Source organism: Parafrankia colletiae (assembly GCF_001854655.1).
Taxonomy (GTDB): Bacteria; Actinomycetota; Actinomycetes; order Frankiales; family Frankiaceae; genus Parafrankia; species Parafrankia colletiae.
In genome coordinates, this window is the sequence record NZ_MBLM01000152.1 from 16,905 (window position 1) to 43,881 (window position 26,977).

At 72.3% G+C, this 26,977-nt stretch carries 24 protein-coding genes and 1 tRNA gene; 15 read left to right on the forward strand and 10 right to left on the reverse strand.

The genetic code is table 11. The features are described from left to right. Positions 1-1,341: an ABC transporter substrate-binding protein gene (locus CC117_RS26930; protein ID WP_071088997.1), complete on the reverse strand. Its 1,341-nt coding sequence runs from the start codon at positions 1,339-1,341 to the stop codon at positions 1-3. Between the two features lie 138 nt (positions 1,342-1,479). Between CC117_RS26930 and CC117_RS26935 the strand changes: the two genes are divergently transcribed. Both CC117_RS26935 and rsmA read left to right on the forward strand, forming a co-directional pair. Next, entirely contained in the window at positions 1,480-2,304 is an 825-nt protein-coding gene (locus CC117_RS26935; RefSeq protein WP_071088999.1) for a TatD family hydrolase, read from the forward strand. 50 nt (positions 2,305-2,354) lie between these two features. Next, entirely contained in the window at positions 2,355-3,203 is an 849-nt protein-coding gene (gene rsmA / locus CC117_RS26940; RefSeq protein WP_407673598.1) for a 16S rRNA (adenine(1518)-N(6)/adenine(1519)-N(6))-dimethyltransferase RsmA, read from the forward strand. A 42-nt stretch (positions 3,204-3,245) separates the two neighbouring features. Here the strand turns inward: rsmA and CC117_RS26945 are convergent, their stop codons facing one another. The 5 genes from CC117_RS26945 to CC117_RS26965 all read right to left on the reverse strand — a co-directional run bounded on the left by CC117_RS26945 (position 3,246) and on the right by CC117_RS26965 (position 10,412). Next, complete coding sequence (locus tag CC117_RS26945; RefSeq protein ID WP_071089001.1) at positions 3,246-4,268, reverse strand: tryptophan--tRNA ligase; 1,023 nt, start codon at positions 4,266-4,268, stop codon at positions 3,246-3,248. Between the two features lie 1,149 nt (positions 4,269-5,417). Beyond that, positions 5,418-6,878 (reverse strand): cytochrome P450, encoded by a 1,461-nt coding sequence (locus CC117_RS26950; RefSeq protein ID WP_241830465.1) that lies wholly within the window; start codon positions 6,876-6,878, stop codon positions 5,418-5,420. A gap of 371 nt (positions 6,879-7,249) precedes the next feature. Continuing rightward, the gene (locus CC117_RS26955) at positions 7,250-8,224 is read right to left on the reverse strand and encodes a ribose-phosphate diphosphokinase (RefSeq protein ID WP_071089005.1); all 975 of its coding nucleotides are present in this window, start codon (positions 8,222-8,224) and stop codon (positions 7,250-7,252) included. 347 nt (positions 8,225-8,571) lie between these two features. Continuing rightward, complete coding sequence (gene glmU, locus CC117_RS26960; protein WP_071089007.1) at positions 8,572-10,074, reverse strand: bifunctional UDP-N-acetylglucosamine diphosphorylase/glucosamine-1-phosphate N-acetyltransferase GlmU; 1,503 nt, start codon at positions 10,072-10,074, stop codon at positions 8,572-8,574. Positions 10,075-10,340: 266 nt separating this feature from the next. Then, positions 10,341-10,412: transfer RNA gene (locus tag CC117_RS26965), tRNA-Gln, on the reverse strand. A gap of 519 nt (positions 10,413-10,931) precedes the next feature. Between CC117_RS26965 and CC117_RS26970 the strand changes: the two genes are divergently transcribed. Beyond that, positions 10,932-11,963, forward strand: a complete 1,032-nt coding sequence (locus CC117_RS26970) for an acyl-CoA desaturase (protein ID WP_071089015.1) — start codon at positions 10,932-10,934, stop codon at positions 11,961-11,963. Between the two features lie 108 nt (positions 11,964-12,071). Here the strand turns inward: CC117_RS26970 and CC117_RS26975 are convergent, their stop codons facing one another. Continuing rightward, entirely contained in the window at positions 12,072-13,862 is a 1,791-nt protein-coding gene (locus tag CC117_RS26975; protein WP_071089017.1) for an ABC-F family ATP-binding cassette domain-containing protein, read from the reverse strand. A 73-nt stretch (positions 13,863-13,935) separates the two neighbouring features. Then, positions 13,936-15,105, reverse strand: a complete 1,170-nt coding sequence (locus CC117_RS26980; RefSeq protein WP_084132869.1) for a 4-(cytidine 5'-diphospho)-2-C-methyl-D-erythritol kinase — start codon at positions 15,103-15,105, stop codon at positions 13,936-13,938. 294 nt (positions 15,106-15,399) lie between these two features. On the opposite strand from CC117_RS26980, the gene CC117_RS26985 reads away from it, so the two are divergent. The 10 genes from CC117_RS26985 (at position 15,400) to CC117_RS27030 (ending at position 21,214) form a co-directional block, all read left to right on the forward strand. After that, positions 15,400-15,954 carry an Asp23/Gls24 family envelope stress response protein gene (locus CC117_RS26985; protein WP_071089021.1) on the forward strand — a complete coding sequence of 185 codons (555 nt, stop codon included), beginning with the start codon at positions 15,400-15,402 and terminating at the stop codon, positions 15,952-15,954. After that, positions 15,951-16,448 (forward strand): hypothetical protein, encoded by a 498-nt coding sequence (locus CC117_RS26990; protein WP_241830466.1) that lies wholly within the window; start codon positions 15,951-15,953, stop codon positions 16,446-16,448. Before CC117_RS26985 ends, CC117_RS26990 begins: the two co-directional genes overlap by 4 nt. After that, entirely contained in the window at positions 16,438-16,857 is a 420-nt protein-coding gene (locus CC117_RS26995; protein ID WP_071089023.1) for a hypothetical protein, read from the forward strand. The genes CC117_RS26990 and CC117_RS26995 overlap by 11 nt, the downstream gene beginning before the upstream one ends. Before the next feature lie 69 nt (positions 16,858-16,926). After that, a complete protein-coding gene (locus CC117_RS27000) occupies positions 16,927-17,127 on the forward strand; it encodes a DUF2273 domain-containing protein (RefSeq protein ID WP_018634663.1) in 201 nt (66 codons plus the stop codon). Continuing rightward, complete coding sequence (locus CC117_RS27005; protein ID WP_241830467.1) at positions 17,124-17,615, forward strand: Asp23/Gls24 family envelope stress response protein; 492 nt, start codon at positions 17,124-17,126, stop codon at positions 17,613-17,615. Before CC117_RS27000 ends, CC117_RS27005 begins: the two co-directional genes overlap by 4 nt. Before the next feature lie 32 nt (positions 17,616-17,647). After that, entirely contained in the window at positions 17,648-18,187 is a 540-nt protein-coding gene (locus CC117_RS27010; RefSeq protein ID WP_071089025.1) for a DUF6286 domain-containing protein, read from the forward strand. Continuing rightward, on the forward strand, positions 18,184-18,861 hold the full coding sequence (locus CC117_RS27015) for an alkaline shock response membrane anchor protein AmaP (RefSeq protein WP_241830468.1): 678 nt from the start codon (positions 18,184-18,186) through the stop codon (positions 18,859-18,861). The genes CC117_RS27010 and CC117_RS27015 overlap by 4 nt, the downstream gene beginning before the upstream one ends. 287 nt (positions 18,862-19,148) lie before the next feature. Beyond that, on the forward strand, positions 19,149-19,772 hold the full coding sequence (locus CC117_RS27020; RefSeq protein ID WP_071089029.1) for a 50S ribosomal protein L25/general stress protein Ctc: 624 nt from the start codon (positions 19,149-19,151) through the stop codon (positions 19,770-19,772). 17 nt (positions 19,773-19,789) lie between these two features. Further along, on the forward strand, positions 19,790-20,377 hold the full coding sequence (pth, locus tag CC117_RS27025; RefSeq protein ID WP_071089031.1) for an aminoacyl-tRNA hydrolase: 588 nt from the start codon (positions 19,790-19,792) through the stop codon (positions 20,375-20,377). Between the two features lie 183 nt (positions 20,378-20,560). Beyond that, positions 20,561-21,214 carry a PIG-L deacetylase family protein gene (locus CC117_RS27030; protein WP_071089033.1) on the forward strand — a complete coding sequence of 218 codons (654 nt, stop codon included), beginning with the start codon at positions 20,561-20,563 and terminating at the stop codon, positions 21,212-21,214. Between the two features lie 108 nt (positions 21,215-21,322). On the opposite strand, the gene CC117_RS27035 is transcribed toward CC117_RS27030, so the two are convergent. Continuing rightward, positions 21,323-22,561 (reverse strand): glycosyltransferase, encoded by a 1,239-nt coding sequence (locus tag CC117_RS27035; protein ID WP_071089035.1) that lies wholly within the window; start codon positions 22,559-22,561, stop codon positions 21,323-21,325. Between the two features lie 322 nt (positions 22,562-22,883). Here CC117_RS27035 and CC117_RS27040 point away from each other — a divergent pair, with 322 nt between their 5' ends. Continuing rightward, entirely contained in the window at positions 22,884-24,104 is a 1,221-nt protein-coding gene (locus tag CC117_RS27040) for a glycosyltransferase family 2 protein (protein WP_071089037.1), read from the forward strand. Between the two features lie 70 nt (positions 24,105-24,174). Beyond that, positions 24,175-25,065, forward strand: a complete 891-nt coding sequence (locus tag CC117_RS27045; RefSeq protein WP_071089509.1) for a glycosyltransferase — start codon at positions 24,175-24,177, stop codon at positions 25,063-25,065. A 132-nt stretch (positions 25,066-25,197) separates the two neighbouring features. Here CC117_RS27045 and CC117_RS27050 read toward each other — a convergent pair whose 3' ends face one another. Next, a complete protein-coding gene (locus CC117_RS27050; RefSeq protein WP_407673588.1) occupies positions 25,198-26,685 on the reverse strand; it encodes a S8 family serine peptidase in 1,488 nt (495 codons plus the stop codon). Positions 26,686-26,977: the final 292 nt, after the last annotated feature.

The window sequence follows — 26,977 nt, forward strand, 5'->3', positions numbered from 1 at the left end:
TCAGCTGGGCCGGCGCGGGCCGAAGCCGCGGCCGCCCAGCCCGCCGGTGCCGAGGCCGCTGGTGCCGAGGCCCGGGCGCGGCCGTCCCAGGCCGAACGGGCGCGGGCTGGCGCCGCCCTGGGAGGGCAGGGGAAGCGTTGGTTCGGGGCCCGTGCCGGCCGGCGGTGCTCCCGCGGACCTGTCGTCCGGAGCCGCGGCCGGCGCGCGCCGGTCAGCAGGGTTCCGGGTGACGGCGTCCGGGCCGTTGTGCGCGCCGGCGAGGCCGCCGGGGGGCGGTGCGTTCCAACGCGGATGGTGGAAGGGTGCGCGGGCGGCGTCCCGGGGCCAGACCGTCCAGGAGGCACCGGACTGCCACTGCACGATCGGCACCTGGTGGCCGACCTGGAGCCCGGTCGCCTGGTCGAGGCGGAAGCGGCCGAGCAGCGTGGTGGTGTCGAGCCCGCGGGCAGCGGCCAGGATCGATGCGTCACCGATGCCGCCGCTGTGCCGGATGCAGCGGCCCAGGATGAGGCCCGACACGTACGCCCACGCCGCGGTCGTGGTGGGGGGGACCCCGTGCAGCGCGGTGAAGTCGACGGAGAACTGCCGTGCGGTCGGCCCGGTTCCCGTCTCGGCGGCGTTGTCCGGTGCCCAGCTCGCCGGGGCGAGCAGGCCCTCACGCAGGGCACCCAGTGTCGCCGTCGCCTCCGCGCTCACCGCGGTGGAGAACGCGGCGGCCCGCCACGAGCGGCGCAGCAGGATGTTGGCGATCTCCAGTTCGTCCTCGGCGCTGCCGTGCACGATGAGGACGTCCGCCGGCGCCAGCGGCCGGGCCGCCGCGCCGCCGCGGCCGGGCGCGAAGGTGTTCGACGCGACCTCGTAGCCCTGTGCCCGGGCCGCCGCCCGGCACACCGACGTCAGCTCGACGGCCATCTCACCGGAGGCGAGCAGCGCGACGCGGCGGGCCTGCCGGTCGACGGAGCGGATCGCGGCCAGCACCCCGCGCGGCCAGGTGGACGCCGGAGCAGCCATGTTCACGATGTGCGGGAACGCCTGGCGGACGAAGCGGGTGGACGGCGCCCCCGCGTTGATCACCAGGCGGTTCGTGGCGCCGAGCGCGGCCAGTGCCGCCCGCGCGCCGACCGGGCCGAAGATCGCCGCCGGCTCGGCGGCGACCGCCGCCCGCATCGCGCGGACCGGGTCCGGGTAGGCGTCGTACGCCGTCACACCGATCTCGTCCCAGGGGGGAGGGAGCCGTTCGTCACGGGCCCAGAGCGTCATGCCTCGCAGCGCCGCCAGGCCGACGGCGGCGTCCGGTCCGGTCAGCGGCGTGACCAGCGCGACAGGAAGCGGTGTCGTCATGGCCGGGAGCCCGTGAGGTCAAGCACTCACTCAGAATCCCACGGCCGCCGCGGTGACACGCCCGGCGGGAGTCCTAAGATCTGGCGTGGGGGCGGCCCGTGTGCGGCGCCCCGGTGGCGACGGGTGAGGAGCGAACGGGTGGCGAGGAACTCCGGTCGGTCGGGTGATCCGCCGCCGCCCCCCGAGGCGCTGCCCGTTCCCGCGGTCGACGCGCACTGCCACCTCGACCTGATGGACACGCCGGTCGCGGAGGCCATCGCCGCCGCCCGGGCGGTCGGCATCACCCGGATGATCACGGTTGGCGTCGACCTGGCGACGAGCCGCTGGCAGGCCGGCGTCGCCGCGGAGCACCCCGAGGTGCGCGCCGCGGTCGCCATCCACCCGAACGAGGCCGCCGGCGGGGTGCCCGAGGAGACCTTCGAGGCGATCGCCGCACTCGCCCGCGCGGACGGGGTCGCTGCCGTYGGAGAGACCGGCCTGGACTACTACCGCACCCCGCCGGAGCAGCACGCCGCCCAGCAGGAGAGCTTCCGCCGGCACATCGCGATCGCCAAGGAGGCCGGCCGCGCCCTGATGATCCACGACCGGGAGGCGCACGACGACACGCTGCGCATCCTGGCCGAGGAGGGGGCGCCCGAGCACGTCGTCTTCCACGCCTTCTCCGGCGACGCGGCGATGGCCAAGGTCTGCGCCGACGCCGGGTATGTGATGTCCTTCGCCGGCAACGTCACCTTCAGGAACGCCGAGGCGCTGCGGGAGGCCGCCGCGGTGGCCCCCGCCGAGCTGCTGCTGGTCGAGACGGACGCGCCCTACCTCACCCCGGTGCCGTGGCGGGGGCGTCCGGGCGGGCCGTATCTGATCCCGCTGACCCTGCGGGTCCTCGCGCAGACCCGCGGCGTGGCCGTCGACGAGCTCGCCGCCCAGGTGACCGCCAACGCGGAACGGACCTTCGGGCCCTGGTAGACACCGACGGGCTGCTCTCGCCGGCCGACATCCGCGAGCTCGCCCACGCGCTGGACCTGCGGCCCACGAAACGGCGTGGCCAGAACTTCCTGGTCGACCCGAACACCGTCCGCCGGCTTGTCCGGCTGGCCGCGATCGGCCCGGACGACGTGGCGCTCGAGGTCGGCCCCGGGCTGGGTTCGTTGACCCTCGGGCTGGTCGCCGAGGCGGCCGCGGTCGTCGCGGTCGAAGTGGACCCGCCGCTCGCCGCCGCCCTCCCGCTGACCGCCGCCGACCGGCTGCCCGCGGCGGTCGCGCGGCGGCTGCATGTCGTCGAGGCCGACGGGCTGCGGGTGGGGCCCGCCGACCTGCCGGCCGAGGTCGCCGCCCCGACCGTGCTGGCGGCCAACCTGCCCTACAACGTCGCCGTCCCGCTGCTGCTGGGGCTGCTGGAACGGTTCCCGACAGTGCGGCGCGGCCTGGTGATGGTGCAGGCGGAGGTGGCCGACCGGCTCACCTCGCCGCCGGGCGGGCGGATCTACGGCGTGCCGAGCGTCAAACTGGCCTGGTACGCCCACGCGCGCCCGGCCGGCGCGGTGCCCCGCCCGGTGTTCTGGCCGCAGCCCAACGTCGACTCCGGCCTCGTCGCGTTCGAACGCCGAGCCGCCCCGCCGGGGGAGCCGGACCTGCGGGCAGACGTCTTCGCGGCGGTGGACGCCGCGTTCGCCCAGCGGCGCAAGACCCTGCGGACGGCGCTCGCCTCCTGGGCCGGCTCGGCGGCGGCGGCCGAGCGGCTCGCCCGGGCCGCCGGTATAGACCCGGGGGCCCGCGGTGAGACGCTCGACGTCGACGCCTTCACCCGCCTCGCCCGGCAGGCACGCCTCGCCGGGCAGGGACCCGTTGCGGGGCAGGACAGCTGACCGCCGCACATGCGGGAGTGCGGGGTTCTCCAGGCCGACGTGCTACAGGTCGACGCCGATGGCGCGGCGGGCGCCGGCGAGCACCGGGCGGGCGCGGTCGCGGGCCTTCTCTCCGCCGGCGGCCAGGATCGCGTCCAGCTCGCTGCCGGGGGCGATGAGCTCCTCGTAGCGGGCCCGCAGCGGGGTGAGCCAGGTGTCCAGCGTCTCGAACAGGGCGTTCTTCAGCTCACCCCAGCCGGTGCCGCCCTGCTCCAGCCGGACGCGCATCTCCTTGACAGCCTCAGGCGTCGCGAAGTTCTCGAAGATCTGGAAAGCGGCGGAGGAGTCCGGGTCCTTCGGCTCCTCGACGGGGGTGCTGTCACTGACGATGCCGCGGACGAGCTTGCGTAGTCGCGACGGCGGTGCGAACAGCGGGATCGTGTTCCCGTACGACTTGCTCATCTTCCGGCCGTCGGTGCCGGGCATCGTGCGGGCGTTGACCCCGGTCGGGATGATCGCCTCGGGGATCTTCAGGCTGTAGTCGGCGCCGAAGAGGTGGTTGAACGAGCCGGCGATGTCGGCCGCGTACTCGACGTGCTGGACCTGGTCCTGCCCGACGGGGACCACATCGGAGCCCATGATCAGGATGTCGACGGCCATGAGGACGGGGTAGTTGAACAGGCCCATGTTGACCCCGGCGTCGAGGTCGGCGACGCCGTTCTCGGCGTTGCGGTCACGCGCGGCCTTGTAGGCGTGCGCGCGGTTCATGAGGCCCTTGCCCGTGACGCAGGACAGGATCCAGGCGAGCTCGAAGATCTCCGGGATGTCGGACTGCTTGTAGAAGACCGTGCGCTCGGGGTCGAGACCGAGGGTGATCCAGGTGGCGGCGACGGAGCGGGTGTACGCCGCGAACTTCTCCCTGTCCCGGATCGAGGTGAGGGCGTGGTAGTCGGCGATGAAGTAGATCGAGTCGTACTTCGCCGTCAGCTCGAGCGCGGGGCGGATCGCCCCGATGTAGTTGCCCAGGTGGGGATCGCCGGTCGGCTTGATCCCGGTCAGCGACACCCGCGGGCGGTCCTGCGTCATGCCCGCTGATTCTACGGCCACCCTCCGACAGCCCCGGCAGCCGAGACCGGCCGGTTCGAGGTCGACGCCAGTACGGATCTTGAACGGTCGGGGCGTGGCCACGGGGGTTCCGGATCCAGGAGTCGCCGACAACCGTCACTCATGATCTCGTCGCGCGCGATGGTGCCGGTGGGTAGCCGCCGGGGTCGAGTACGGTCCCGTGCGGGCCGGATCGGACACCGTGGTGGTGGTGGTGGGCGGCCAGGGCGAGCGGGCAGAGGCCTGACGGTGTAGTCGCACATCGGCGAGGCGTCTGCACGTTTCTCGCCCAACAGAGCGAGAATGGCGTGTGATCTAAATTATACTCTGGTTATTTGTGGGGTTGAAGGCCGCCGATCGGCACCCTCGGTAATCGGGTTGCCGTTGCAGTCGAGGGCGGTGAAGGCCTGTAGATCCCTGTTGCTGCTGGTCGGGAGTTCTGGCGCRCACCGAGGGCCGGTGATCCGTGCTCTTCCGGCGGATACTCTCGGTGCGCAATCCAGGAGCTCGAAGTCCGATATGGGGCGGTCGGCCTCGGTGCTGCTCCCGAGATTGGTTCAGATATTTGAATACTGGTTGCCATCTCCTCTGGGGGAGGCTTACGATTTTACCTCGACAGCTGGTCGGAGAATGTATTCCGGCCTCCGGTTCTGGCTGCGGCGACTATCGYTCTGGAATAGTTGAGATGTCCGGGAAGCGTGACTGTCGCGGTCTTGCGGGAAAGGTGCGTCCATGACGAATGCCAGAAGAATTGCTACCCGAGTCGCCATCGGAGCGTGTGGCCCGGTCGCACTGACAGTAGCTGGCGGAGCTTTCAGTCCGGCTTCCGCCGATACGGCGGTGTGCAACACGTATAATGGCAGCGTTATCGCCGACCCGCCCAAGGTGGTTTGGACCAGTTTTTTCTCCTACGTGGAGGCATCCGGCTCGGCGAGCTGCTTCATTCCGGGGGGCAGCAACTACAATGATGTGACTGTGACTCTCCAGATTCTCAAGAACGGAGGCTGGACCAACGTGGTATCGGGTAGCAATACAGGCTACGGAACGGTGTCAGCTGCGGCGCAAGTTGCTTGTCCCGCGAACGCCTCCTATCGGACGGCTGTGAAGACGACCACCGGCGGGACCGTAGCTTCAGGAGTGACGACCGATCAACGCCCTATTACCTGCTAGTTCCGTAGTCGACAAGTTTTTCCCCGAGTTTTGAGTGCCACGCCGGACTGGGGTCCGGCGTGGCTGCTGGTTCGATGATCCGGGGTATGACTGAACCGAGCTTGCGGCGGAACTATTTTTTCGATCCTGCGGCGGTCCGCTTGATGCTGTTGACGGAGATCGAGCRCAGAAACTCGGGCTCTCCGGYGATGGTGAGGTCGGGGAGCTGTCGAAAGATTTCGCGAAACATTGCGGTGATCTCTGCGCGGGCAAAGTGGGAGCCGAGACAGAAGTGGGGTCCCGGCTGAGATCAAGCCGGTCCGGGTCGGCGAAGACTCGGTCGTCGTGGTTGGCGGCGGAGTAGAAGAGCACGACCTTGTCGCCGGCGGCGAGCGGGCGGTCGTTCAGAACAGTGTCGCGAGTGACGGTACGGCGCATGGTGGCGACCGGGGTGGAGTAGCGGAGAATCTCCTCCACGGCGGTCGGGGTCAGCTGGTCGAAGTCGGCGGCCCAGGCACGCCGGGCGTCCGGACTGGTGTGCAGTGCCCAGAAGCCGAGGCTTATCGCGTTGCGGGTGGTTTCCTGGCCGGCGAACGCCAGCAGGGTGAAGAACGACGCGATCTCGCGTGTGGTGAGGCGGGTTCCGTCGACCTCGGCCTCGACGAGGGCTGTGAGAAGGTCGTCGGCGGGCCGGCGTCGGCGGCTCTGGGCAAGATCGGTGGCGAGCGTCGCAAGAGTGCCGCAGGCGTCGAGGAGGGCGCTGATCGGATCCTGCTGGTCGGGAACGAGATCGGGATCTCCGGGGGAAGGCCGGGGGGCGCCGGTCAGCTCCGTGATCAGTTCGGCGAGGGCCTGGACTCCGCCCGCTCTCTTCAGGGGGTTCGCATAGGTGACCTCGGGAGTACAGACCTCGGCGAGAATCCGGGCACGCACAGCGGTGTCCGGGACCGCCCAGGCCTCGTACACGCGGTTCGCGGCGGCGGCGGACCGTTCGGGACAGACCTGCCCGGTCTCCGGATCGACGACCCGGACCTGCAGGCCCGGCACCGCCGGGCCGAGGCGGACAAGCCGCCGGGCCCGTGACCCGGAGGAAGCGCGGGCGGGGACCGCGACTTGTCGGGCGGCGAGGATGTCGGCGTCGGCCTCGGGCTCGATCGGTTCGCCGCCGCAGAGCGCGGCCTTGACCGAGGACAGGTCCAGCCGCGGGCTCCTCGTACGGTGTGCCGAGGAGGACCCGCGGGTCGCCGAGTGCGGCAGTCCGGCGGCAGGTCTGTTCGATGACCACGCGGTGACCATCGCCCGCGAGGTGTCTGCCAGCACCACCACCGGGGAGCCCGGCCCGCCCTCATGTGCACGCTGCAGCCAGGCGGCAACGCGCTCGGCCTTTGTGAAGAAGGCGGACCAGCCCATCACGTCCTCGGAGTCGGGTCCGAGAAACCTCACCCGACCGCTCTCCATCCGAGCCCGGTCGATTCCCTCCAGCAGCTTCACCAAGAGACCCACATGCCTCTCTAAGCTACGACTGCGCCGCCGCCGTCCACCGGGCGCGGCCGTGAGTTCAGTGCGCGAAAAGAACGAAAGAGATCAGACGGGCAGCCACCGCGCGCCGAACCCGCGCCTCCCGACGCGTCGATCCAGCGCCTGTCGAACAGGGCAGCCCTGCTTCGCGGTCACGCGTCCCGTCACCACCCGGTTCACGCGCCTGGTCGGCCGACCGACGAAGACCCCGTGACACTGGCCGCCCCGAGCATGGGTGCGCCGTCGGGGCGGTCGCGCAGACGCAGACCGACCGGCCCCGGTGGCGGGCAGAACGGTCAGGCGTCGCCGCCGAACAGGCCGGTCACCGACCCGTCCTCGAAGACGGCCTTGATCGCGGCGGCGATCAGCGGTGCGATCGACAGCTCGGTCAGCTTGTCGATGCGCGCCTCGCTGGGCAGCGGCAGGGTGTTGGTGAGGACGACCTCGCTGATCTCGGAGTTCTTCAACCGGTCCGCCGCCGGGCCGGACAGCACGCCGTGGGTGGCGGCCGCGATGACRTTCGCCGCGCCGTGCTCCTTCAGTGACTCCGCGGCCTTGGTGATCGTCCCGGCGGTGTCGATCATGTCGTCGACGATCACACAGGTGCGGCCGTCGACCTCGCCGACGACGTCGAACATCTTCACCTGGTTGGGCACGTCCGGGTCGCGTCGCTTGTGGATGATCGCCAGCGGGCAGCCCAGCCGGTCGGTCCACCGCTCCGCCACGCGAACGCGGCCCGAGTCCGGTGCGACGACCGTCACCTCGGAGGTGTCGAGCTTGCTCTCGATGTAGTCGGCGAGCAGCGGCAGGGCGAACAGGTGGTCCACCGGCCCGTCGAAGAAGCCCTGGATCTGCGCGGTGTGCAGGTCGACGGACATCAGCCGGTGCGCGCCGGCGGCCTTGAACAGGTCGGCGACCAGGCGGGCCGAGATCGGCTCCCGCCCACGGTGCTTCTTGTCCTGGCGGGCGTAGGGGTAGAACGGTGCGACTACGGTGATGCGCTTCGCACTGGCGCGCTTGAGGGCGTCCACCATGATCAGCTGTTCCATCAGCCAGGTGTTCACCGGGGCGCCATGGGCCTGCAGCACGAAGGCGTCGCACCCGCGCACCGACTCCTCGAACCGGACGAAGATCTCACCGCTGGCGAACTCGTAGGCGTTCGTGGGCACCGGCGCCACGTCGAGCTCGCGGGCGACCTCGGCCGTGAGCTCGGGGTGGGAGCGTCCCGCGAAGAGCATCAGGTTCCGGCGGTTCTCGGTCTGGTATCCCACCGTGTTCTCCTCAGGGCATGACTGGCGGCGCTGACAGGCGGCCGTGACAGGGACAGTTGTGGGCGTGGAATCCTTGCTGGGACGACGCACCCTCGCTCGGATGGTGCCTGCCCGCGGCCGGGGCCCGGGCAACGCGACCGCCCGGTCAGGTCGGGCCTACCCGCTTCGATCGGGGCGCGCGCGGGAGCGGAGGGCGGGCGGTCTCGGGATAGGGAGCCCCCTCCGCACGCCGGACGCCGACCATAAGCCCTGATCAGCACATCGTCGGCTGAACTCTTCCTACGTTCGGCCCCCGGGCGTGCAGACGCCAGCGATGAGCCGGGATGGGGATCTGGCTGTGCTCCAACTCACGCTTCTGGCCGGTGCCCCGCCCCGCCACGCGAGCCGCCGTTCGGGCTGCGGTCTGATCCGCCCCCGGCCGCGTTCAGCGCGGCTTCGGCGGCGGCCGCGGCGGGGCTGCCCGGCCGGCGGCGCAGCACCCAGTCCACCAGGGTGCGCTGCCGGCCCTCGCGGATGGCGAGCGCGCCCGGCGGGACGTCCTCCCTGATCACGGAGCCGGCGCCGGTGTAGGCACCGTCGCCGACGGTGACCGGGGCCACCAGCATCGTGTCACTGCCGATCCGGACGTCGGAGCCGATCACCGTCCGGTGCTTGGCCACCCCGTCGTAGTTGACGAACACGCTGGTGCAGCCGATGTTGCTGCGCTCGCCGATGACCGCGTCGCCGACGTAGGCGAGGTGCGGCACCTTCGACTCGGCGCCGATCTCGGCAGCCTTCGTCTCGACGAAGGCCCCGATCTTGCCGTTCCGGCCGAGGGTGGTGCCGGGCCGCAGGTGCGCGAACGGGCCGACGACGGCGCCCGGGCCCACCTCGCAGCGCTCGGCGACGGATCGGGTCACCCGGGCGCCCGGCCCGACGGCGGTGTCGACGAGGGTGCAGTCCGGCCCGACCTCGGCGCCGCGGGCGAGCCGGGTGGCGCCGCGCAGATGCGTGTTCGGCTGGATCGTCGTGTCCGGCTCCAGGACGACGCCGGCGTCGATCCAGGTGGAGGCCGGATCGACGATCGTGGTGCCGGCGAGCATGGCCGCCCGGACGATGCGGTCGCGCAGCGCCAGGCCGGCATCGCTGAGCTGCAGGCGGTCGTTGACCCCGGCGGCCTCGGCGGCGTCGGCGAGCGTGTGCGCGGCCACCGGCTGCCCGTCGGCGACCAGCAGGCCGACCACGTCGGTGAGGTACTCCTCGCCCTGGGCGTTGTCGGTGGTCAGCCGCTTGAGTGCGCCCCGGAGCAGCTCCAGGTCGAACACGTAGACACCGGTGTTGATCTCCTTGATGGCGGCGGTGGCGGCATCCGCGTCGCGTTGCTCGACGATCTCGCGTACCTGGCCGCCGGGTGCCCGCACGATCCGCCCGTACCCGGTCGGGTCGGGGACGGCGGCGGACAGGACCGTGGCAGCGGCGCCGGCCGCGCGGTGCTGGTCGAACAGCCCCGTGACCGCCGCGGCGGTGAGCAGCGGGACATCGCCCGGCATCACCACGACCGCCGCGTCGGGCGGGAGGTCCTGCAGCGCGCCGAGGGCGGCGCGCACGGCGTGCCCGGTGCCGCCCTGGCGTTCCTGTACCGCCGTGACGACGTGTGGGGCCCGCTCGGCCAGCATGGCGGTGACCTTCTCCCGCCCATGGCCGACCACGACGACGGAGTGCTCCGCGCCGAGCGGGCCGGCCGCGTGGAGCACGTGCTCGAGCAGGCTGAGCCCGGCGACGTGGTGCAGGACCTTGGGTGTCTCCGAACRCATGCGCCGACCTTCGCCCGCAGCCAGGACGATGACCGCCGCCGGACGTACCTCAGTCACAYGAGCTCCCCGTAATCTCGGCGGACCTGGTGGTGGTGCCACTCCCACCCGGAACGACGTGCCGTGGACGGACCCGGCCGACTCACGGAGGGTGAGGTAACGGCAGCCAGCCTACCGGGTCGGGCCTCCGGCGAAGACCGGGCGGGCCTCGCGCCGGACCGGCCGGTCGTAACGCGGCGCGAAATAAGAAGAATGTTTTGGCAGGGCTGCCGATGAAACACGATCGCGGCGGTTTGTATATTCCGCAGACCCGGCGTCCCCTCGCGCTCCGCCGCCACGACTCGAACGTGGACTAAGGGAACCAAAATCCCCTGTGCTGCCTATTACACTACGGCGGACCGTTGAGGGAGGACCGTTGCGGGCGTACCGTGGAGAAGGTAACCGTCCGGAAAACGCCGGCCACTCTACGCCCACTCTACCATCGGGCCGGCTCTCGGAAGAAATGTTCGGGGGTCTCCGGCGCGCGCTCGTGGTCCCGCCGGGGTGGTGTGCGGTTCGGGTCGCCACCGCCGAGAGGCGGTCGCCGGGGTGGGGTCGGCCGGCCACGGCCGGTTGTCGCCGCACTACCGTGGTGCGGCCTCGCCTTCGTTCGGTGTCGGTGTGGGCACAGATGGCCCTCCGGCGCCCGGGAACGCAAGGTGATGATCTTGTTGCGGGGGGTGTCGGGGGGCGACGAAGGGGGAATCCCCGCTCCGGTATCCGACGTGATCCGCCAGCCCGCGCACCCTGTGTGCCCGGTCGCCCCGCCCGTTTGCGTGGCGGACGCCGTGATTGGTGCCCGTTGTCATGCGGGCGGGCTAACGTGGCGACCAGAGGGTCGGCAGTGAGCGGCCCACCGCGACGGACGGGATGAAGCAATGACCGCTACCGACACGGTGAAAGCCACCGAAACCAGGCATCAGGGCACGCCCGCGGCCGGCAGCGACGGTGAAGTGACGGGCACCGGTCAGCCCGACTCGTCGACCTCCTCGACGCCGCCCGGGCGCCACACCATCGCCCCGAGTTCGCTCGCCCGTGCCCGCGGTGAACAGGTCGTGCTGGTCACGACCATCCTCATTCCGTTCCTCGCGCTTGTCGCGGCCGTTCCGCTGTTGTGGGGGCGGTGGATCTCCTGGCGGGACGTCATACTGGCCGCGGTGATGTACGCGATCACGGGCCACGGCATCACTATTGGATTCCACCGCTATTTCACRCACCGGGGATTCAAGACGTCCAGGCCGGTGCGGGCCGCGCTGGCGATCGCCGGCAACATGGCCATTGAGGGCCCGGTGATCCGGTGGGTCGCCGACCATCGCCGCCATCACGCGTTCAGCGACGCCGACGGCGATCCGCATTCGCCCTGGCGTTACGGAACCGGCTCGGCGGCGCTCGCCCGTGGGCTGTGGCACGCGCACATCGGCTGGCTTTTCGACGTCGAACAGACCGACCAGCGCCGCTACGCCCCCGACCTTCTCGACGACCCGATGATCGTGCGGATCAGCCGCTCCTTCGCGCTCTGCGCCTTCGTCAGCCTTGCGCTGCCAGCCGTCGTCGGCGGGCTGTGGGGCGGCTCGTTCGAGGCCGCCGTCCAGGCGTTCTTCTGGGCCTCGCTGGTCCGGGTGGCCCTGCTGCACCACGTGACCTGGTCGGTGAACAGCATCTGCCATGTGATGGGGTCCCGGCCGTACCGCTCGCGGGACCACTCGGGCAACGTCTGGCCGCTCGCGCTGCTCTCGATGGGCGAGTCCTGGCACAACCTGCACCACGCCGAGCCGACCTCGGCCCGRCACGGTGTCCGTCCGTGGCAGGTCGACACCAGCTTCTACGGGATCAAGCTGATGGAATCCCTGCGGCTGGTCCGGGRCGTCCGCTGGCCCGACCCGGCGCGGCTCGAGAGCAAGCGCGCCTGACCGGAAGCGCGGGCGACGCGCGCTCCCGCCCGCACCCGCGCCGGCGCCGGCGCCGGGTGTCCTGGGCGGCGGTCACGTCCCGGGGCGTGCGGCGGTCACGTGCGGCGGTCAGCCGGCAAGCTCCGACAGCTCGAACCAGCGCTCCTCCAGCGTGGCGGTCTCCGCCTCGGCCTCGCGCAGCTCGTCGTTGAGCCGGCCGATCACCGCGTAGTCGCTCTGGTCGTGGGCCGCCATGCGCTCATGGATGCTGGCGATCTTCTCGGAGAGTCGTTCCAGCCGCCGCTCGGTCGCGCTCAGCTCCTTGCGGGTGGCGCGCTCCTCGGCGCTCGAACGGCGAGGCACGCTTGGCACCGGATCGGCGCGGGAGCTGCCCGAGGCACCCGGTGCCGGCGTGCCGGCCTCCCGGAGGCGCAGGTACTCGTCCACCCCGCCGGGCAGGTGCCGCAGGCGCCCGTCGATGATCGCGTACTGCTGGTCGGTGATCCGTTCGACCAGGTAGCGGTCGTGCGAGACGACGATGAGCGTGCCCGGCCAGGAGTCGAACAGGTCCTCCATCGCGGCGAGCATGTCGGTGTCGACATCGTTCGACGGTTCGTCGAGCACGATGACGTTGGGTTCGGACAGCAGCAGAAGCAGCAGCTGGAGCCGTCGCTTCTGCCCACCGGAGAGCTCCTTGACCCGGGCCGACAGATGCTCGCGGGCGAAGCCCAGGCGTTCGAGGAGCTGCGCCGGAGTCAGCTCCCTGCCGTCGACGACATAGGTCGTCCTGGTGCGGGCGAGCACGTCTCGTACCCGGTCGCCGGCGATGTCCTCCAGCTCGCGGAACTGCTGGTCGAGCACCCCCAGCCTGACGGTCTTGCCGCGCCTGACCACCCCGGAGGTGGGCTCGAGCGTCCCGGCGACGAGGTTGAGCAGCGTGGACTTGCCGGCGCCGTTCGCGCCGAGGATCGCGGTGCGCTCGCCCGGCGCGATCCGCCACTCGACGTCCCGCAGCACCTCGCGACCGTCGAACGACACCCCGGCGTCGAGCAGGTCGATCACGTCCTTGCCCAGGCGTGCGACGGCCAGCCGGGACAGCTCCAGCCGGTCCCGCGGCGGTGGCACGTCCGCGATGAGCTGGTTCGCGGCGTCGATCCGGAACTTCGGCTTGGACGTGCGGGCGGGGGCGCCGCGCCGCAGCCAGGCGAGCTCCTTGCGCATCAGGTTCTGGCGCTTTCCCTCGACCGCCGCGGCCTGCCGATCACGCTCGACCCGCTGCAGCACGTAGGCCGCGTAACCGCCCTCGAACGGCTCGACGATCCGGTCGTGCACCTCCCACGTCGTCGTGGCGACCTCGTCGAGGAACCAGCGGTCGTGCGTGATCACCAGGAGCCCGCCCGCGTTCCGGGGCCAGCGTGACCGCAGGTGCGCCGCGAGCCAGGTGATGCCCTCGACGTCGAGGTGGTTGGTCGGCTCGTCCAGGGCGATCACGTCCCAGTCGCCGACCAGCAGGGTGGCCAGCGCGACCCGGCGGCGCTGCCCGCCGCTGAGGGTGCCGATCCGTGCATCCCAGGCGATGTCGGGCACCAGGCCCGCGATCACGTCGCGGACCTTCGGGTCACCGGCCCACTCGTGCTCGATGCGGTCACCGACGATCGAGTAGCCGACGGTCGAGGCGTCGTCCAGCGTGTCGGACTGGTCGARCATTCCCATCCGCACCCCGCCGCGGCGGGTCACCCGCCCCGAGTCGGGCTCGACCCGGCCCGACAGCATCCCCAGCAGCGAGGACTTCCCGTCGCCGTTGCGGCCGACGACGCCGATCCGGTCGCCCTCGTTCACCCCGATCGTCACCGCGTCGAACACCACGCGCGTCGGGTACTCCAGACGCAGCGCCTCGGCCCCCAGCAGATGTGAGCTCACAGACGGACACCCTCCACGGGCTCGGGCACGACCCGCGCCCGGGAGGTCGCGACAGTTGGCACCGGCACCCGACTCACGCCGGTGACGAGGCGGAGGGCGCGGGGGAGACCGGCGGGGCGGGGGGTGTGGGTTCCGTGGACGGACGGCTCACCTGGGCACCCGCCACCGGCCCCTGGGCACGCCGCACCGCGCGGGCGACACCCATGCCGGCCAGACTGGCCGCCAGCGAGACACTCGCCGCGGCGTCGCGGGCAAGAAACGCGCAGGTCGGGCCCGAGCCGCTGACGATCGCGCCGATCGCGCCGAGCTCGATCCCGCTCTCCAGCACCCGCCGCAGGGACGGGCGCAACCGCAGTGCCGCCGGCTGCAGGTCGTTGACCAGGGCGGCCCCGAGCTCCTCGGGATCACCGCTGCGCAGGGCGGCGAGAACCGCGTCGGCGGGCGTCGGGCCGGTCTGCAGCCGGCCCTCGGCGAGCCGGTCGAACTCCGCGTAGACGGCCGGCGTGGACAGCCCGCCGTCGGCGAGGGCGAACACCCAGTGGTACTCGCCGCGCCCCAGGACGTCGGTCAGCTGCTCGCCGCGGCCGGTACCGAGTGCCGTCCCACCGGTGAGCGGGAACGGGACGTCGCTGCCGAGCCGGGAGGCGAGCTCGACGAGGGTCGCGCGGTCGAGCTCCGTGCCCCACAGCGCGTCGCAGGCGACCAGGGCGGCCGCGGCATCGGCGCTGCCGCCCGCCATGCCGGCGGCGACCGGGATGCCCTTCGACAGGGTCAGGTGGATGGCCTCGCCGCGGATGCCGRCCGCCTCGGCGACCAGGTAGGCGGCGCGGACGGCGAGATTGTCGCGGCCGGTCGGCACCACGGAGATCGACGGCTCGGCGGCTTCACCCGCCAGCTCGCCGGCACGGTCACCGGTGTCGCTGTCGTCCTCGCTGTCGGTGGCCGGGCCTGTCGGCCGGGCACCTTCGCCGGCGACGCCGACAGTGACCACGATCGGGTCCTCGTCGGTGAAGACCGGCGCGGAACCACCCGGCCCCGATACGGACTCGAGCGGAACCGAGGTCGCGGTGATCTCGTCGTACAGCGAGACGGCCTGCAGGATCGTCGTGACTTCGTGGTACCCGTCAGGGCGCAGCGGACCCACCCCGAGGTGCAGGTTGACCTTCGCGGGTGCACGGACGGTGACGGCGGGCTGGGCGTGGCCGGGTTCGGCGGTGCGTCGACCCGGATTCGATCGAGGCAGCGGACGCTCCTTGGCTCAGGCGTCGCTCGCGAGCGAGCGCGCTCGGCATGGCCGGTGGTGGGTCACCAGGGCTTGCGCTCAACTTATCGGTCGCGACGTCCGATCGGCCCCGCACGCCGGGCGGACGTATGAGTCCGGTCCGGGCGGGTACCCCGTCGGGTGCACGGCACCGTCGGGACGTGGGGRCCGTTGCCGGGTGTTGCCCCGGCGGCTCCGCAGGTGTCCGGCGACGCGCGGTCAGACCGGCCAGGCCGGTCGGCCGGACGAACGGAACCGTGACACGGAGGGAAATCCATGACGACCACCACGCGGAACCAGTCCCCACCGGACGCGGCGCATCCAGGGCTGGGAGAGACCCGGGAAGACCACCGCAACAGCGCCTCCACCTTCGAATCCGGTCCCGGGCCCGAAACCGGTCCCGGGCGTTCGGCCTCCCCGGCCCGGCGGACGTCCACCGAACTGGTGACGGCCCAGGGCCGGACGTCGATCGCGGACTCCGTCGTTCGCAAGATCGCCGGTGTGGCGACCAGGGAGGTGACCGGCGTGCACGAGCTCGGCTCCGGCGGCAGTCGCGCGATGGGCTCCTTCCGGTCCCGGTTGCCGGGCACCAGCGCGAGCGTGTCGCAGGGGGTGACGGTGGAGGTCGGTGAACGGCAGGCCGCCATCGACCTCGACGTGGTCTGCGATTACGGCGTCTCCATCGTCGACCTGTCGCAGGCGGTGCGGCGCAACGTCGTCGACTCGGTCGAGCAGATGACCGGGCTCGAGGTCACCGAGGTCAACATCGCCGTGGACGACGTCTACATCGGCGACGACGAGGGCTCCGAGACAGCACCCCGGGTCCAGTGACCAGCAGCGTGGCGGACGTCGGCGCCGACGCGGACGTCGCGGCGGACGCCGGGATCGTCGCGGCTGCTGACGGCCACGCCCGTCCGGATGTGGACGTGGTCGTGGATGCCGAGGGCGACGGCGAAATGGCTGTTGCCGTTGCGCGGCAGGTGACCGCATGTCCCGATGTGGTCCGGCTCGTCGGTCACCCGGCCCGGTACGGCACCGGCTGGGACGGGCACGGATACGGCCACGGGGGCGGCCCGAGGGGAGCAGGCGGTGCGGGCGGCGCGGGCGAGCTGGCGACCTACGTCGGCGGGCGCCGGATCGAGGGCGTGCGGGTCGGCCCGGATGCGGTGGTCGTGGCGGTGGCCTGCCGCTTCGGCCCGACCATGGCCGAACTGGCCGCCCAGGTCCGGGCCGCGGTGCTCATCGCCATGCCGACGGCTCCGCGGATCGATGTGATCATCGATGACCTCGAGGTGGACATCCCCGCCTGGGCCGGTGTCACCTGACCGTGGCCGCCCCGGAGGGCGGGCACGGGTCGGGGGAGCAGCCCGGCCCTGCGGCGGCCACGGGCCCGTCGGCACCGGAGCGGGCGGCGCCGAAGCAGGCGGCGCCGAAGCAGGCAAGGCGGCGGGCGAGGCCGCGCGAGCCGCGCGGCGGCGGTTCATCCTGGCGAACCATCCGGATCGCGGTGGTGACCCGGCCGAGTTCGCCGCGGGCCTGCGAGCCTTCGGGTCCGCGCCGCGGGCGGGCTCACCGCCGGTGAGCCCGCCGGTGAGCTTCTACCGCCGCCGGAGCGCGCTGCACCGGGCGCTCGCCCGTGCGGCGGCGGTGAACTGGAAGGTCCCGGCCGCCCGGCTGAGACTGAGCTTCGAGACTGCTCACCGCCGTGCGTCACGACGCGACGGCCACAGGTGACCGCGGCGACTCCGCCGCGTGTCCACGAACCCGCCGGGGCGGCCTGGCGGCTGGTGAAGGAGGTCCTGGATGCGATGGGGTCCGCTGGGGCTCGTCGCCGGGCTCGTCGCTGGGCTGGCACTGGCCTTCGGCGGCTTCGGGGAGTTCCTCATTGTTCTGCTTTTCGGAGCCATCGGGCTGTTCGTCGGCAAGATCGTCGATGGTGACATCGAGCTGGGCCGGTCGGACCGGGACGGGTTTGCCGGCATGCGGCGCCGGAGGCGCCCGTGACCATCGAGCTCCCGGACCGTGTCCGTTCGGGAGGGACGCGGCGTCCGGGGTCGGTGCGGATTGCGGAGCGGGTGGTGGCGAAGATCGCCGCCGGGGCCGCGGCGGACGTCGAGGACGTCACGGCCCCGTCCCCGCGGCTCGCGGTCGGCGCAGCCACCCGGCTTCGCGGCTGGGCCAGCCGGGCCGTCCATCCGGAAGAACGCGTCCGGGGGCGGCCGGCCGGCGGCGGGCACCGGCCAGGTCCGGTGCGGCGGAGCCCCGGCCAGCGGCCCGAGGGCTGGCCCGAGGCGAGAGCGAAGATCGTCGATGGCGGGGTGTGCGTGTCTCTCACGTTGTCCGTCACCTACCCCGCATCCGTCAGCGGGACCGCGGAGGCGGTCCGGGACCGGGTGCGTGAACGGGTCGCCGCCCTCGCGGGGCTTCCCGTCACGCGGATCGACATCCAGGTCGTGACGCTGTGCGGGYGGTCCAGGGCACACCCGTACTGAGCCGTCGGCGGACAGATCGGGAGGGGGGCACCATGCGGGTCGGAAACCGGCTTCCCGCCGCGCTGGTGGCGGCGGTGCTCGCCGCCGCCGGGGTGATCGCGGTCCTGGAGATCATCGCGGCGGCCGGTGGGCACGGACCGATGGTGGTCGACTGGCCCGCATGGTCGGCGCGGCTCGCCAGCTGGGCGTGGTCGTCCGGCGCGGTCCGGCTGTGCGGCGTGCTGCTGGCGCTCGCCGGCCTGGCGGTACTCCTGCTGGGCCGCGCCGCGGGTGGCGGCGGTCGGTTCGAGGCTCACCCGAGCGCGGCCGGGACGGTCATGTACGTCCGCCGCCGTRCCCTCTCCCGTGCTCTGCGGGCAGCGGCGCTCTCCGTCGACGGGATCACCGCGGCGTCGGTGCGGGTGCGCCGCCGCCGCGCCGTGGTGCGGACCCGGCTCCGGCCGCGTACCTCGGCCGGCGCGGTGGCGCAGGTCCGGACGCGGCTCGCCGGCACGGTGGAGTCCTTCGACCTCACCCGTCCCCCACGGCTCGTGATCGAGGTGGGCGGGCACGCCGTGAGGGGCCCCAGGTGAGGACCGGCGGCGGTCCCGCGCGCCACCTCGCCGCGGACGGCAGGCCGCCAGCCACCCCGGGCGCCCCAACCACCCCAGGCGCCGCCCGGAGGTCGCGCCGTTTCGTCCCGGCCGTGGAGCGCTGGAACAGGTTCCTGCTCCTCGCCGCCGGCCTGCTGCTCCTCGCCGCCGGAGTCGTCGTGCTCCTGGCAGGAGCTGGCGTGTTCGGGGCGGCGGTCGAGAACCGGCCCGTGCTCGGGCCGGACGTCCGGTCGTTCGCCGCCGGCCACGGGTGGTTCTGGCCCGCTCTCGGTGTCGTGCTCGGGCTGCTGGCCCTCTGCGCCGTCGGCTGGCTGGCCGCACAGCTGCGAACGGGGCGGTTGCGTGGCCTCTTTGTGACCGATGACGCGTTGGGCGGCGTGCGTGTCGGGTCTGCCGCACTCGCCGACGCGGTCGTGGACGACCTGGTCGGCAACCCGGTCGTGCGGGCGGCCCGGGTGGTCGTCCGGGGCCGGCCGCGCCGTCCGGTCCTGCAGATGAGCATCGAGACGGACGCCGGAGCCGACGCCCGCGCGCTACGCGCCGACGTCGAGGGCCGGGTACTGCCCCGGGCGCGCCGGGCCCTGGGCCGCCCTGACCTGGCGGGTGAGATCGAGATCGGGGTGGACGCGGGTTCGCCCGCCCGGGTGCGCTGACCCTCCGGACGGGCCCCGCCGTCACCGGGTGTCCGGTGGCTTTGTAACCTGGTGGGTGCTGTGGGGCAGTGGACGGCACGGCGGTTCCCGGCGACACGACACCTGTCAGGTGTTGACAGCAAAGCTTCCGGTACTGTTGAGGACCGCGTCACTGCGCGATCCGCCTCTGCCCCTGAACGTCGTTGCCACTGGACGTCGTGCCCCCGAACGTTGTCGGCCCTGAACATCGCCCTGCGGGTGAGCCACAGGCGCCGAGTCCCGTTTTTGTCGAGAGGATGAGCACCCCCATGTCCGAGGTCCGCATCGCCGCGGAGCCGCGCACCGAGTTCGGGAAGGGCGGGGCTCGTCGCACCCGCCGGGCCGGCAAGGTCCCGGCTGTTCTCTACGGTCACGGCAAACCACCGCGTCACATCGCGCTGCCCGCGCACGACCTGCTGCACGCGTTCAAGACCGACGCCGGTACCAACGTCCTCCTGACGCTGGAGCTGTCCGGGGTTACGGAGCTGGCGCTTCCCAAGGAAGTCCAGCGCCACCCGATCCGCGGCAGCTACGAGCACCTCGACCTGGTTCTGGTGAATCGTGGCGAGATGGTCACGGTCGAGGTCTCCATCGTCCTGACCGGTGACGCGCACACCGACACCCTGGTCGACCAGCAGGTCATGGCCCTCTCGGTCAAGGCTGACGCGACCGCGCTGCCCAGCACGATCGAGGTCGACATCACGGGCCTGGAGCCGGGGCACGGCATCGCCGCCTCCCAGCTCGAGCTGCCGAGTGGCGTCGAGCTCGAGGYCGACGCCGACCTGGTCGTCGTCCAGGGCCTGGCCAAGAAGACCGCGGCGCAGCTCGAGACCGATCTTGGTGAGGGCGGCGCGGCCGAGGGCTCCGAGGCCACCGAAACCGCTTCGGCCTGAGCGCTCCGGCGAGCCGCATGGACGTGTCTGGCAGCGACGGGCCCTGGCTCGTCGTCGGGCTCGGCAACCCCGGCCCGGGCTATGCGGGGAACCGGCACAACATCGGTTTCATGGTGGTGGAACTGCTGGCCGAGCGCACCGGCGCTCGGCTGCGGTCCCATCGCGCGCGGGCTGACGTCGACCAGGTACGCCTGGCCGGCCAGCCTGCGGTACTCGCCCGGCCCCGGACGTTCATGAACGTCTCGGGGCCGCCTGCGGCAGGTCTGCGCGCCTTCTACAAGACCGACGTCGCGCGGGTGATCGTCGTGCATGACGAGCTGGACATCCCGTTCGGGGCGATCCGGCTCAAGCGCGGCGGCGGTGACAACGGGCACAACGGGCTGCGGTCGATCACGTCCGCGCTGGGCTCGCGGGACTACCTGCGGGTCCGGGTGGGCATCGGCCGCCCCCCGGGCCGGATGGACCCGGCCGACTTCGTTCTGCGCGACTTCAGCACCGTCGAGCGCAAGGAACTCCCACTCCTCGTCGACAGCGCCGCGGACGCCGTCGAGTCACTGGTCCACGAGGAGCTCTCGGTGGCCCAGAACCGCTTCCACGCAGGGTGACCGGGCCCGGGCACACCGGGTGTCGACCATGTTCGGCCACGGGGCATCCGGGTAAGTTGGGCCAGCCCTGACAACTCTGTGAACCACTGCGCGGTCGGGTCCCGGCTGCTTGCCGGCGTGACCCGGGCGGCAGTCGGGAGGAGCGTGCGCGCCGGTGACCCGGATCCATGAGCTGAGCGCCCGATGCTCGCGCTGACGCCCGGTCGGCCGCTCGAGGGCAGCGCCTACACGGTGGTTGCGCTGGGTGCGCACGCGGACGACGTGGAGATCGGCGCCGGCGGCACGATCGCCCAGATGATCGAGGCGCATCCGGGCACGGTGGTCCACTGGGTGGTCTTCGCCGGCAGTGGCGAGCGGGGCTCCGAGGCCGAGGCCAGTGCCCGGGAGCTGCTCGGTGCCTCGCTCGGGTCGCTGCACCTGCACGAGGTGCGGGACGGCTTCCTTCCCCGCGAGTGGAGCGGGGTCAAGGAGATGTTGCTCCAGATCTCCCGCCAGGTGACGCCGGACATCGTTTTCGCGCCGTCCCTCGGTGACGCCCATCAGGACCATCGCATGCTTGCCGAGCTGGCCTGGCAGGCCTTCCGCGGAGCGCTGATCCTCGGGTACGAGATCCCCAAGTGGGAGGGCGACCGGGGCGCCGCGAACCTGTACGTTCCCGTTCCCGAGCCGGTGGTGGCGGCCAAGGTCGACCATCTCGAGCGGCACTTCCGCAGCCAGCACGACCGCGTCTGGTTCGACGAGGAGACCTTTCGCGCCACGATGCGCCTGCGCGGCGTCGAGTGCGGCAGCCGCTACGCCGAGGCCTTCGACGCGCGGAAGCTGACGCTCGTCTGGTGACCGCCGGCCGCCGTGGCGGCCAGGCCGCCACGACCACCGGGGTTGCCGCAGCCGCCACAACTACCCGCGCCGGAGCGGCGATCCGCGCCGGCGCGGGGACAGCTCCGGCTAGGTGGCTGACCGCTCGGTGACCCGGGCGGTCTCGCCGGGGCGGCTGGCGAGCATGCCGCGGATGCGGGCGATCAGCGTCGCGTGGTCGAGCTCCCGCAGGACGAACTCACGGCCCGCGGTGCCGATCTCCGCCGCCAGCCACGGGTTCTCCAGCAGCCCGCAGATGGCGTCCGCGAACGCTCCCGGGTCGTCCGCCACGAGCAGGTGCTCGCCCGGGCGCCAGCCCAGGCCACGGCTGCCGGTCGGTGTGCTGACCACCGGCGTGCCGGCGGACATCGCCTCGATCGCCTTGATGTTGACGCCGGAGCCGGAGCGCATCGGGTTCACCGACACGGTGGCGCCTGCGACGTAACCGACCACGCTCGGGACGTTCGTGTGCAACTCGACGCCCTCGAACCCGCCGAGCCAGTCGGCCAGGCCTTCCTCGGGGCGCCGCCCGACCACCTGCAGGGTCGCCGAGGGGTGCCGCATCAGGATCGTGGGCCAGCAGCCGCCGAGGAACCACCGCAGCGCCTCGATGTTCGTCGGGGTGTCGAGCGAGCCGACGAACACCAGCGTCTCGGGGGCACGCTCGATGCTCGTCAGCCCGCCGGCGGCCCGCGCGGCGGCGACCGTGCTGGCGGGCAGGAACGGCGGCAGGTGGTAGGTGGGGACGCTCGCCCGCGCCTGGCGCCACTCGTGGTCCTCGACGGAGATGTCGGCGATCGCGTTGATCAGCGGCGAGTGGTGCATCTCCTGCTCGGCGAGCCGCAGCCGGTGGTACTCCAGCTCGTAGGCGACAGCCCGCGGCCCGGTGGAGCTGCGTGCCAGAACGTGGAAGAACTCCGAGTCGATGTTGTGCGCGCGCACCAGATGGGGCAGCCGCCAGATGCGTGCGATCTCCTCGCCCAGATGGGACGTCCGGCAGCTGTAGCTGATGACGGCGTCCGCGCGCGGGGGCGTGTGTTCGAGTGCCCGGCGCAACGGGCCTACGGGGCGGGACGCGTGGATGAACGGCCGCGGGGAAAGGTGCGCGAGCGGGCTGTCGTCGCGGGGAAGCCGGATAACGGCCGCGCCGGGGACGGCCTCCTCGTAGGCGGCGATGTCCAGGTCGGTGYGGGACGGCACCAGAACCTGCATCCGGATACCGGCCGCCGAGGCCGCGGTGAGGAAGCTGAATGTCTCCACCCGACCGCCGGCGTCCGAGGGCAGGAAGGGCTCCTCGACTACGACGATCCAGCGTTCGGAGTCGCTCATCCCAGTCACTTTAGACCGGTGGCCGACACCATCGCCGAGTGGTCCGCAGGTGGCGGTTCGGTCACGGGCGGTGCGGTGGAGGCATCACACTTTGGTGGTATCGGCAGGTATCGGCGTGCTGCCGGGATGGCATGTCTCGTTTCCCCGTGATTGCGGGCAGGGAACAGTGCCGGTCCTGCGGCGACATGCCGGAGCCCCAGGTCGCGATAAGGCGCGGATCTGTCACGGACCTCGCGGTTCCGGCGGGTGACGTCGGGACCCGACGGTAACAACGCCCGGGGGCCTCTCTGCGGGCGCGCAAGGCCACCGCTACGGTTATGCCATGACAGGAGCTCGTGCGTTCGGTAAGGGCACCGCGATCGCGGCGCTCGGCGCGACCGCCGTGTACGGTCACGTTCTGTATCCCGCCTATATCGGGCACCGCAGTCGTGGGCTCACACCGTCACAGCCCGAGGAGCCGGCGGTCTGGCCCGGGCTGAGTGTGGTGGTCTCCGCCTACCGCGAGGCCGCCGTGATCGGCACGAAGCTCGACGAGCTCGCCGGCACGGACTACCCCGGCCAGATGGAGATCATCGTCGTCGCCGACGACGCGGAGACRGCCACGGCTGCCCGCCGGCCCGGCGTCCGGGTCCTGTCCTCGGGTGAGCGGCTCGGCAAGGCCCGGGCGGTGAACCGCGGGGTCGCGGCGGCGAGCCACGACGTCGTGGTGCTCACCGACGCGAACGCGGTCCTCGCGCCGCACGCGCTGCGTGCCGCGGCCCGCCACTTCTCGGACGAGACCGTCGGCGCGGTCGCCGGGGAGAAGCAGGTCGACGACCCGGCGGGCGCCCAGGGCTTCTACTGGAAGTTCGAATCCTGGCTCAAGCAGTGCGAGTCCGCGACCGGCGCGACCATCGGCGTGGTCGGCGAGATGCTCGCCTTCCGCCGCAAGGCGTTCCGGCCGCTGCCGGCCGACACCGCGGTCGACGACGCCTGGCTGGCGCTGGACATTCTCGAAAGTGGCCTTCGTGTGGTCTACGAGCCCGAGGCGTACTCGATTGAGACGTCCGCGCCCGACTACGAGGCCGAGTGGGAGCGCCGCACCCGCATCGTCGCCGGCAACCTCGACATGCTCTGGCGGCGGCGCAGCGCGCTCGTCCCCGGCGCGCTTCCGGTGACCTCGCAGCTGTGGGGGCACCGCCTCGTCCGGTCGTCGTTCGGGCCGATGGCCCACGTCGCGCTGGTCGCCCTCAGCGTGCCGGCCGCCCGGCACAGCTGGGCCGCCCGGATCTTCCTGGCCGGCAACGCGGCCGGCGCGGCCAGCGCCGGGGTGCTGATGAGGGGTGGGACGCCCCCCGGCCCGACCCGCCTCGTGGCCCAGGTCTTCTTCCTGCAGGCCGTGGCGCTCGGCGGCGTGCGGCGGTTCCTCGCCCACGACCGCCCCGCCGTGTGGCCCAAGCCCGAGCGGCAGGCCCCGCCCGGCCAGGCGCCGTCCCCGACGCAGCTCCCGGCCGCGGTCGAGCCCACCACCGGCCCCGCCACCCAGGCCTCCAGGGCAAGCTGAGAGGAGCGACCCCGTGCCGGACAACGCCCCTGCGCCTGCCACCCCGGCCGCGCCCGACACCCGGCCGGCCGTGCCGGGCTGGTCGTTCGAGCTGTCGCTGGTCAGCTTCCACAGCCGCGACCAGCTTGAGCAGATGTTCGAGACGCTGCCGCTCGACATGCCCGTGGTGGTCGTCGACAACGCCAAGGGCATCGATCACGTCGACGAGCTCGTCGCCCAGCGGCCCAACGGCCGCTACATCGACTCGGGCGGCGGGAAGGGCTTCGCGAAAGCCTCGAACATGGGGATCCGGACGTCCGCCTACGACTACGTCGTGCTCGGCAACCCGGACAGCCGGCCCACCCTCGAGGTCATCCAGGCGCTCGTCGACGACCTGGAACGCGACCCGGAACTGGTCGTCAGCGCAGCCACGATGCAGGGCACCGACGGCCGGCCCGAGCTCGGGAACGGCGGCTGGGAGCCGACCCCCCGGCGGGTTCTCATGCACGTCCTCGGCGCGCACAAGATCGCTCCCGCCTCGGCGCTGTTCGCCCGCCCGACGCCCAACCAGCCGATGAACCCCGAGTGGCTGACCGGCGCCTGCATGGCCGTGCGCCGGAAGACGTTCCTCGAGCTCGGTGGCTTCGACGAGACGTTCTACGTCTACAACGAGGACATGGCCCTCGGCCGCGCGATCAGGGAGGCGGGGCTGCGCCAGCAGCTGCGCACCGACCTGTTCGTCCCGCACGGGGCGGGTGGCTCCGGCGCCGGCAAGACCTGGATGCTCCAGATGCGCGGCGCCTCGATGGTCCGCTACCTGCGCAAGCACAACGCCCCGGCCCGGGTGAACGTCATGCGCTCGATGCTCGTCGCGGGCTACGCCGGGCGGACGGTGCTCTCCCGTGCCCGCGGTCGGAAGGCGACGGCCGACGAGCACGCCGCCTACATCAAGGGCCTGCTGGTAGGCCCCCCGCCGCGCTGAACCGTTCTGCTCTGATCCTTTTGCCCTGATCTGATTCGTTCACCCTGATCCGTTCCGCGCGGATCCGTTCTGCGTGGGGCCGTCTCGGGCGAGGCCGGCTCTGGTGAGGCGTGCCGCTGTGGCCCCGGCGGGTCAGTGGGGGGTGCGCCAGCCGCGGGTGTCGACGGGGACGGGTGGAGGCACCGGCCGGGCCGACGCGGGAGGCCAGGCCGGCGGGACCGGCAGGGTCCCCCGTGGCAGGGGCTGACCTGGCAGCGGGTTGTTCGCGAGAGAACGGACCGGCGGGGGCGTCCTTCCCCGGCGGCGGGCCCGGCGGGCCGCGAAGCGGTCGCCGAACAGCATGTACGCGAGCGTCCCCAGCAGCACGCCCTCCACCACGGCCAGGCCGAGCATGAGCAGCCAGACCTCGATCGAGGGCCCGTCCGAGTTCTCGACAGCCTCGACAGGCTCGTCAGCGCGCTGGCTGGGCGGCGCGCCCGGTGCCGCGGTGGGAGCATCAAGCGCCGTCGCGGGCCGCGGGGCCGGAGTCGCGAGGAGCGGGTTCGCGGCCACGTAGGGGATGTCGGCGGTCAGCGCGGCGACCGGATCCACCAGCCCGAAGCCGTAGCGGTCGTCGCGCCCGGGCGGGCCCATGTCGACGGCCGTGCGGATCAGCCGGTTGACGACGTTGGCCCCGTCGAGGCCGCTCATCTCCGACCGGACCAGCGCCGCGACCCCCGCCACGATCGCGGCGGAGTTGCTGGTGCCGCCGCCCGTGTCGAGCCCGTCGCTGGAGACCCGGGCCGGCACCGGGGCCCTGATACCCGGGCCGGGCGCCGCCAGCACGGCCTCCGGCCCCTCGACGGAGCCACCCCAGAAACGGCCGCGGTAGTCCGATCCGGTCACGGCGATCACGCCGGGGATGTTCGCGGGCGAGTTCACCTCGGTGTCGCCGGGCTCGGTGTTGCCGGCGGAGGCGACCACGACGACGTCGTGGGCGAGGGCGTACCGGACGGCGCTCGCCTCCTGGGACGTCGCCTCCCCCACGGAGCCGAGGGACATGCTGATCACGCTGGCGCCGCGGTCCACCGCGATCCGGATCGCGCGGGCGACCTCCTCGGAGTCCGCCTCGGCGCCGGTGGAGATGGGCAGGATCTTCGCCTTCGGTGCCACCCCCCAGACGGAGGGGTCACCGATGTCCGCGCGCGCCGCGACGATGCCTGCCATCGCGGTGCCGTGGCCGTCCGGGTCGTCGTCCCGCAGCCCGTCGGGTGCGGCGTCCGGGCCGATGCCGAACCCGGGCAGCAGCTGGCCGCGCAGCTTCGGATGGGTCGAGTCCACGCCGCCGTCGATGATCGCGACGATGACGCCCTCGCCCAGGGTGAGCTGCTGGGCGTCGGTCAGGCCGAGCGTCTCGTGGTACCACTGCCGGCCCTCGGCGGAGAACCCGCTGGACCGCGGGCTGCCCGGAGGCGAGCTGGGCACCATCGACGGGTGTGACGGCGGGGTGCCTGCCGCCAGGCTCGGCGCGGCGCCTGCTGTCAGGACAGCCAGCAGTGTCAGTACGGCCAGAGGCACCGTGCGCAGGGCCCTGGACGTCCGCCCGGGCCGGGCCTGGCTGCCGTGTCGGTGAGCCCTCACTGCCTGACCTGCCTTTGCGCGCTCCATGAGCGCGGACCGGGAGTGGTGCATCACGCCATCAACACGTACATGCTGTGGAGACGAGCCTTCCACATTCGCGGGATTGTGCAGCTGTTTGTCCGCGAGTCGACAGACTGTCCGGGGTCAGGGCGCACGTCCGCAACCGTTTATGGTGCTGGTCACATTCTTTTGGCGTCGCCGGGAAGGGCAGCCGTGCGCCCGCGCCGCCGCGAGCCCCTCTTCGGGCGTCCTTCCGGACAGCCGGCGGTCGACCGTGCGGCGTTGCTCTTCG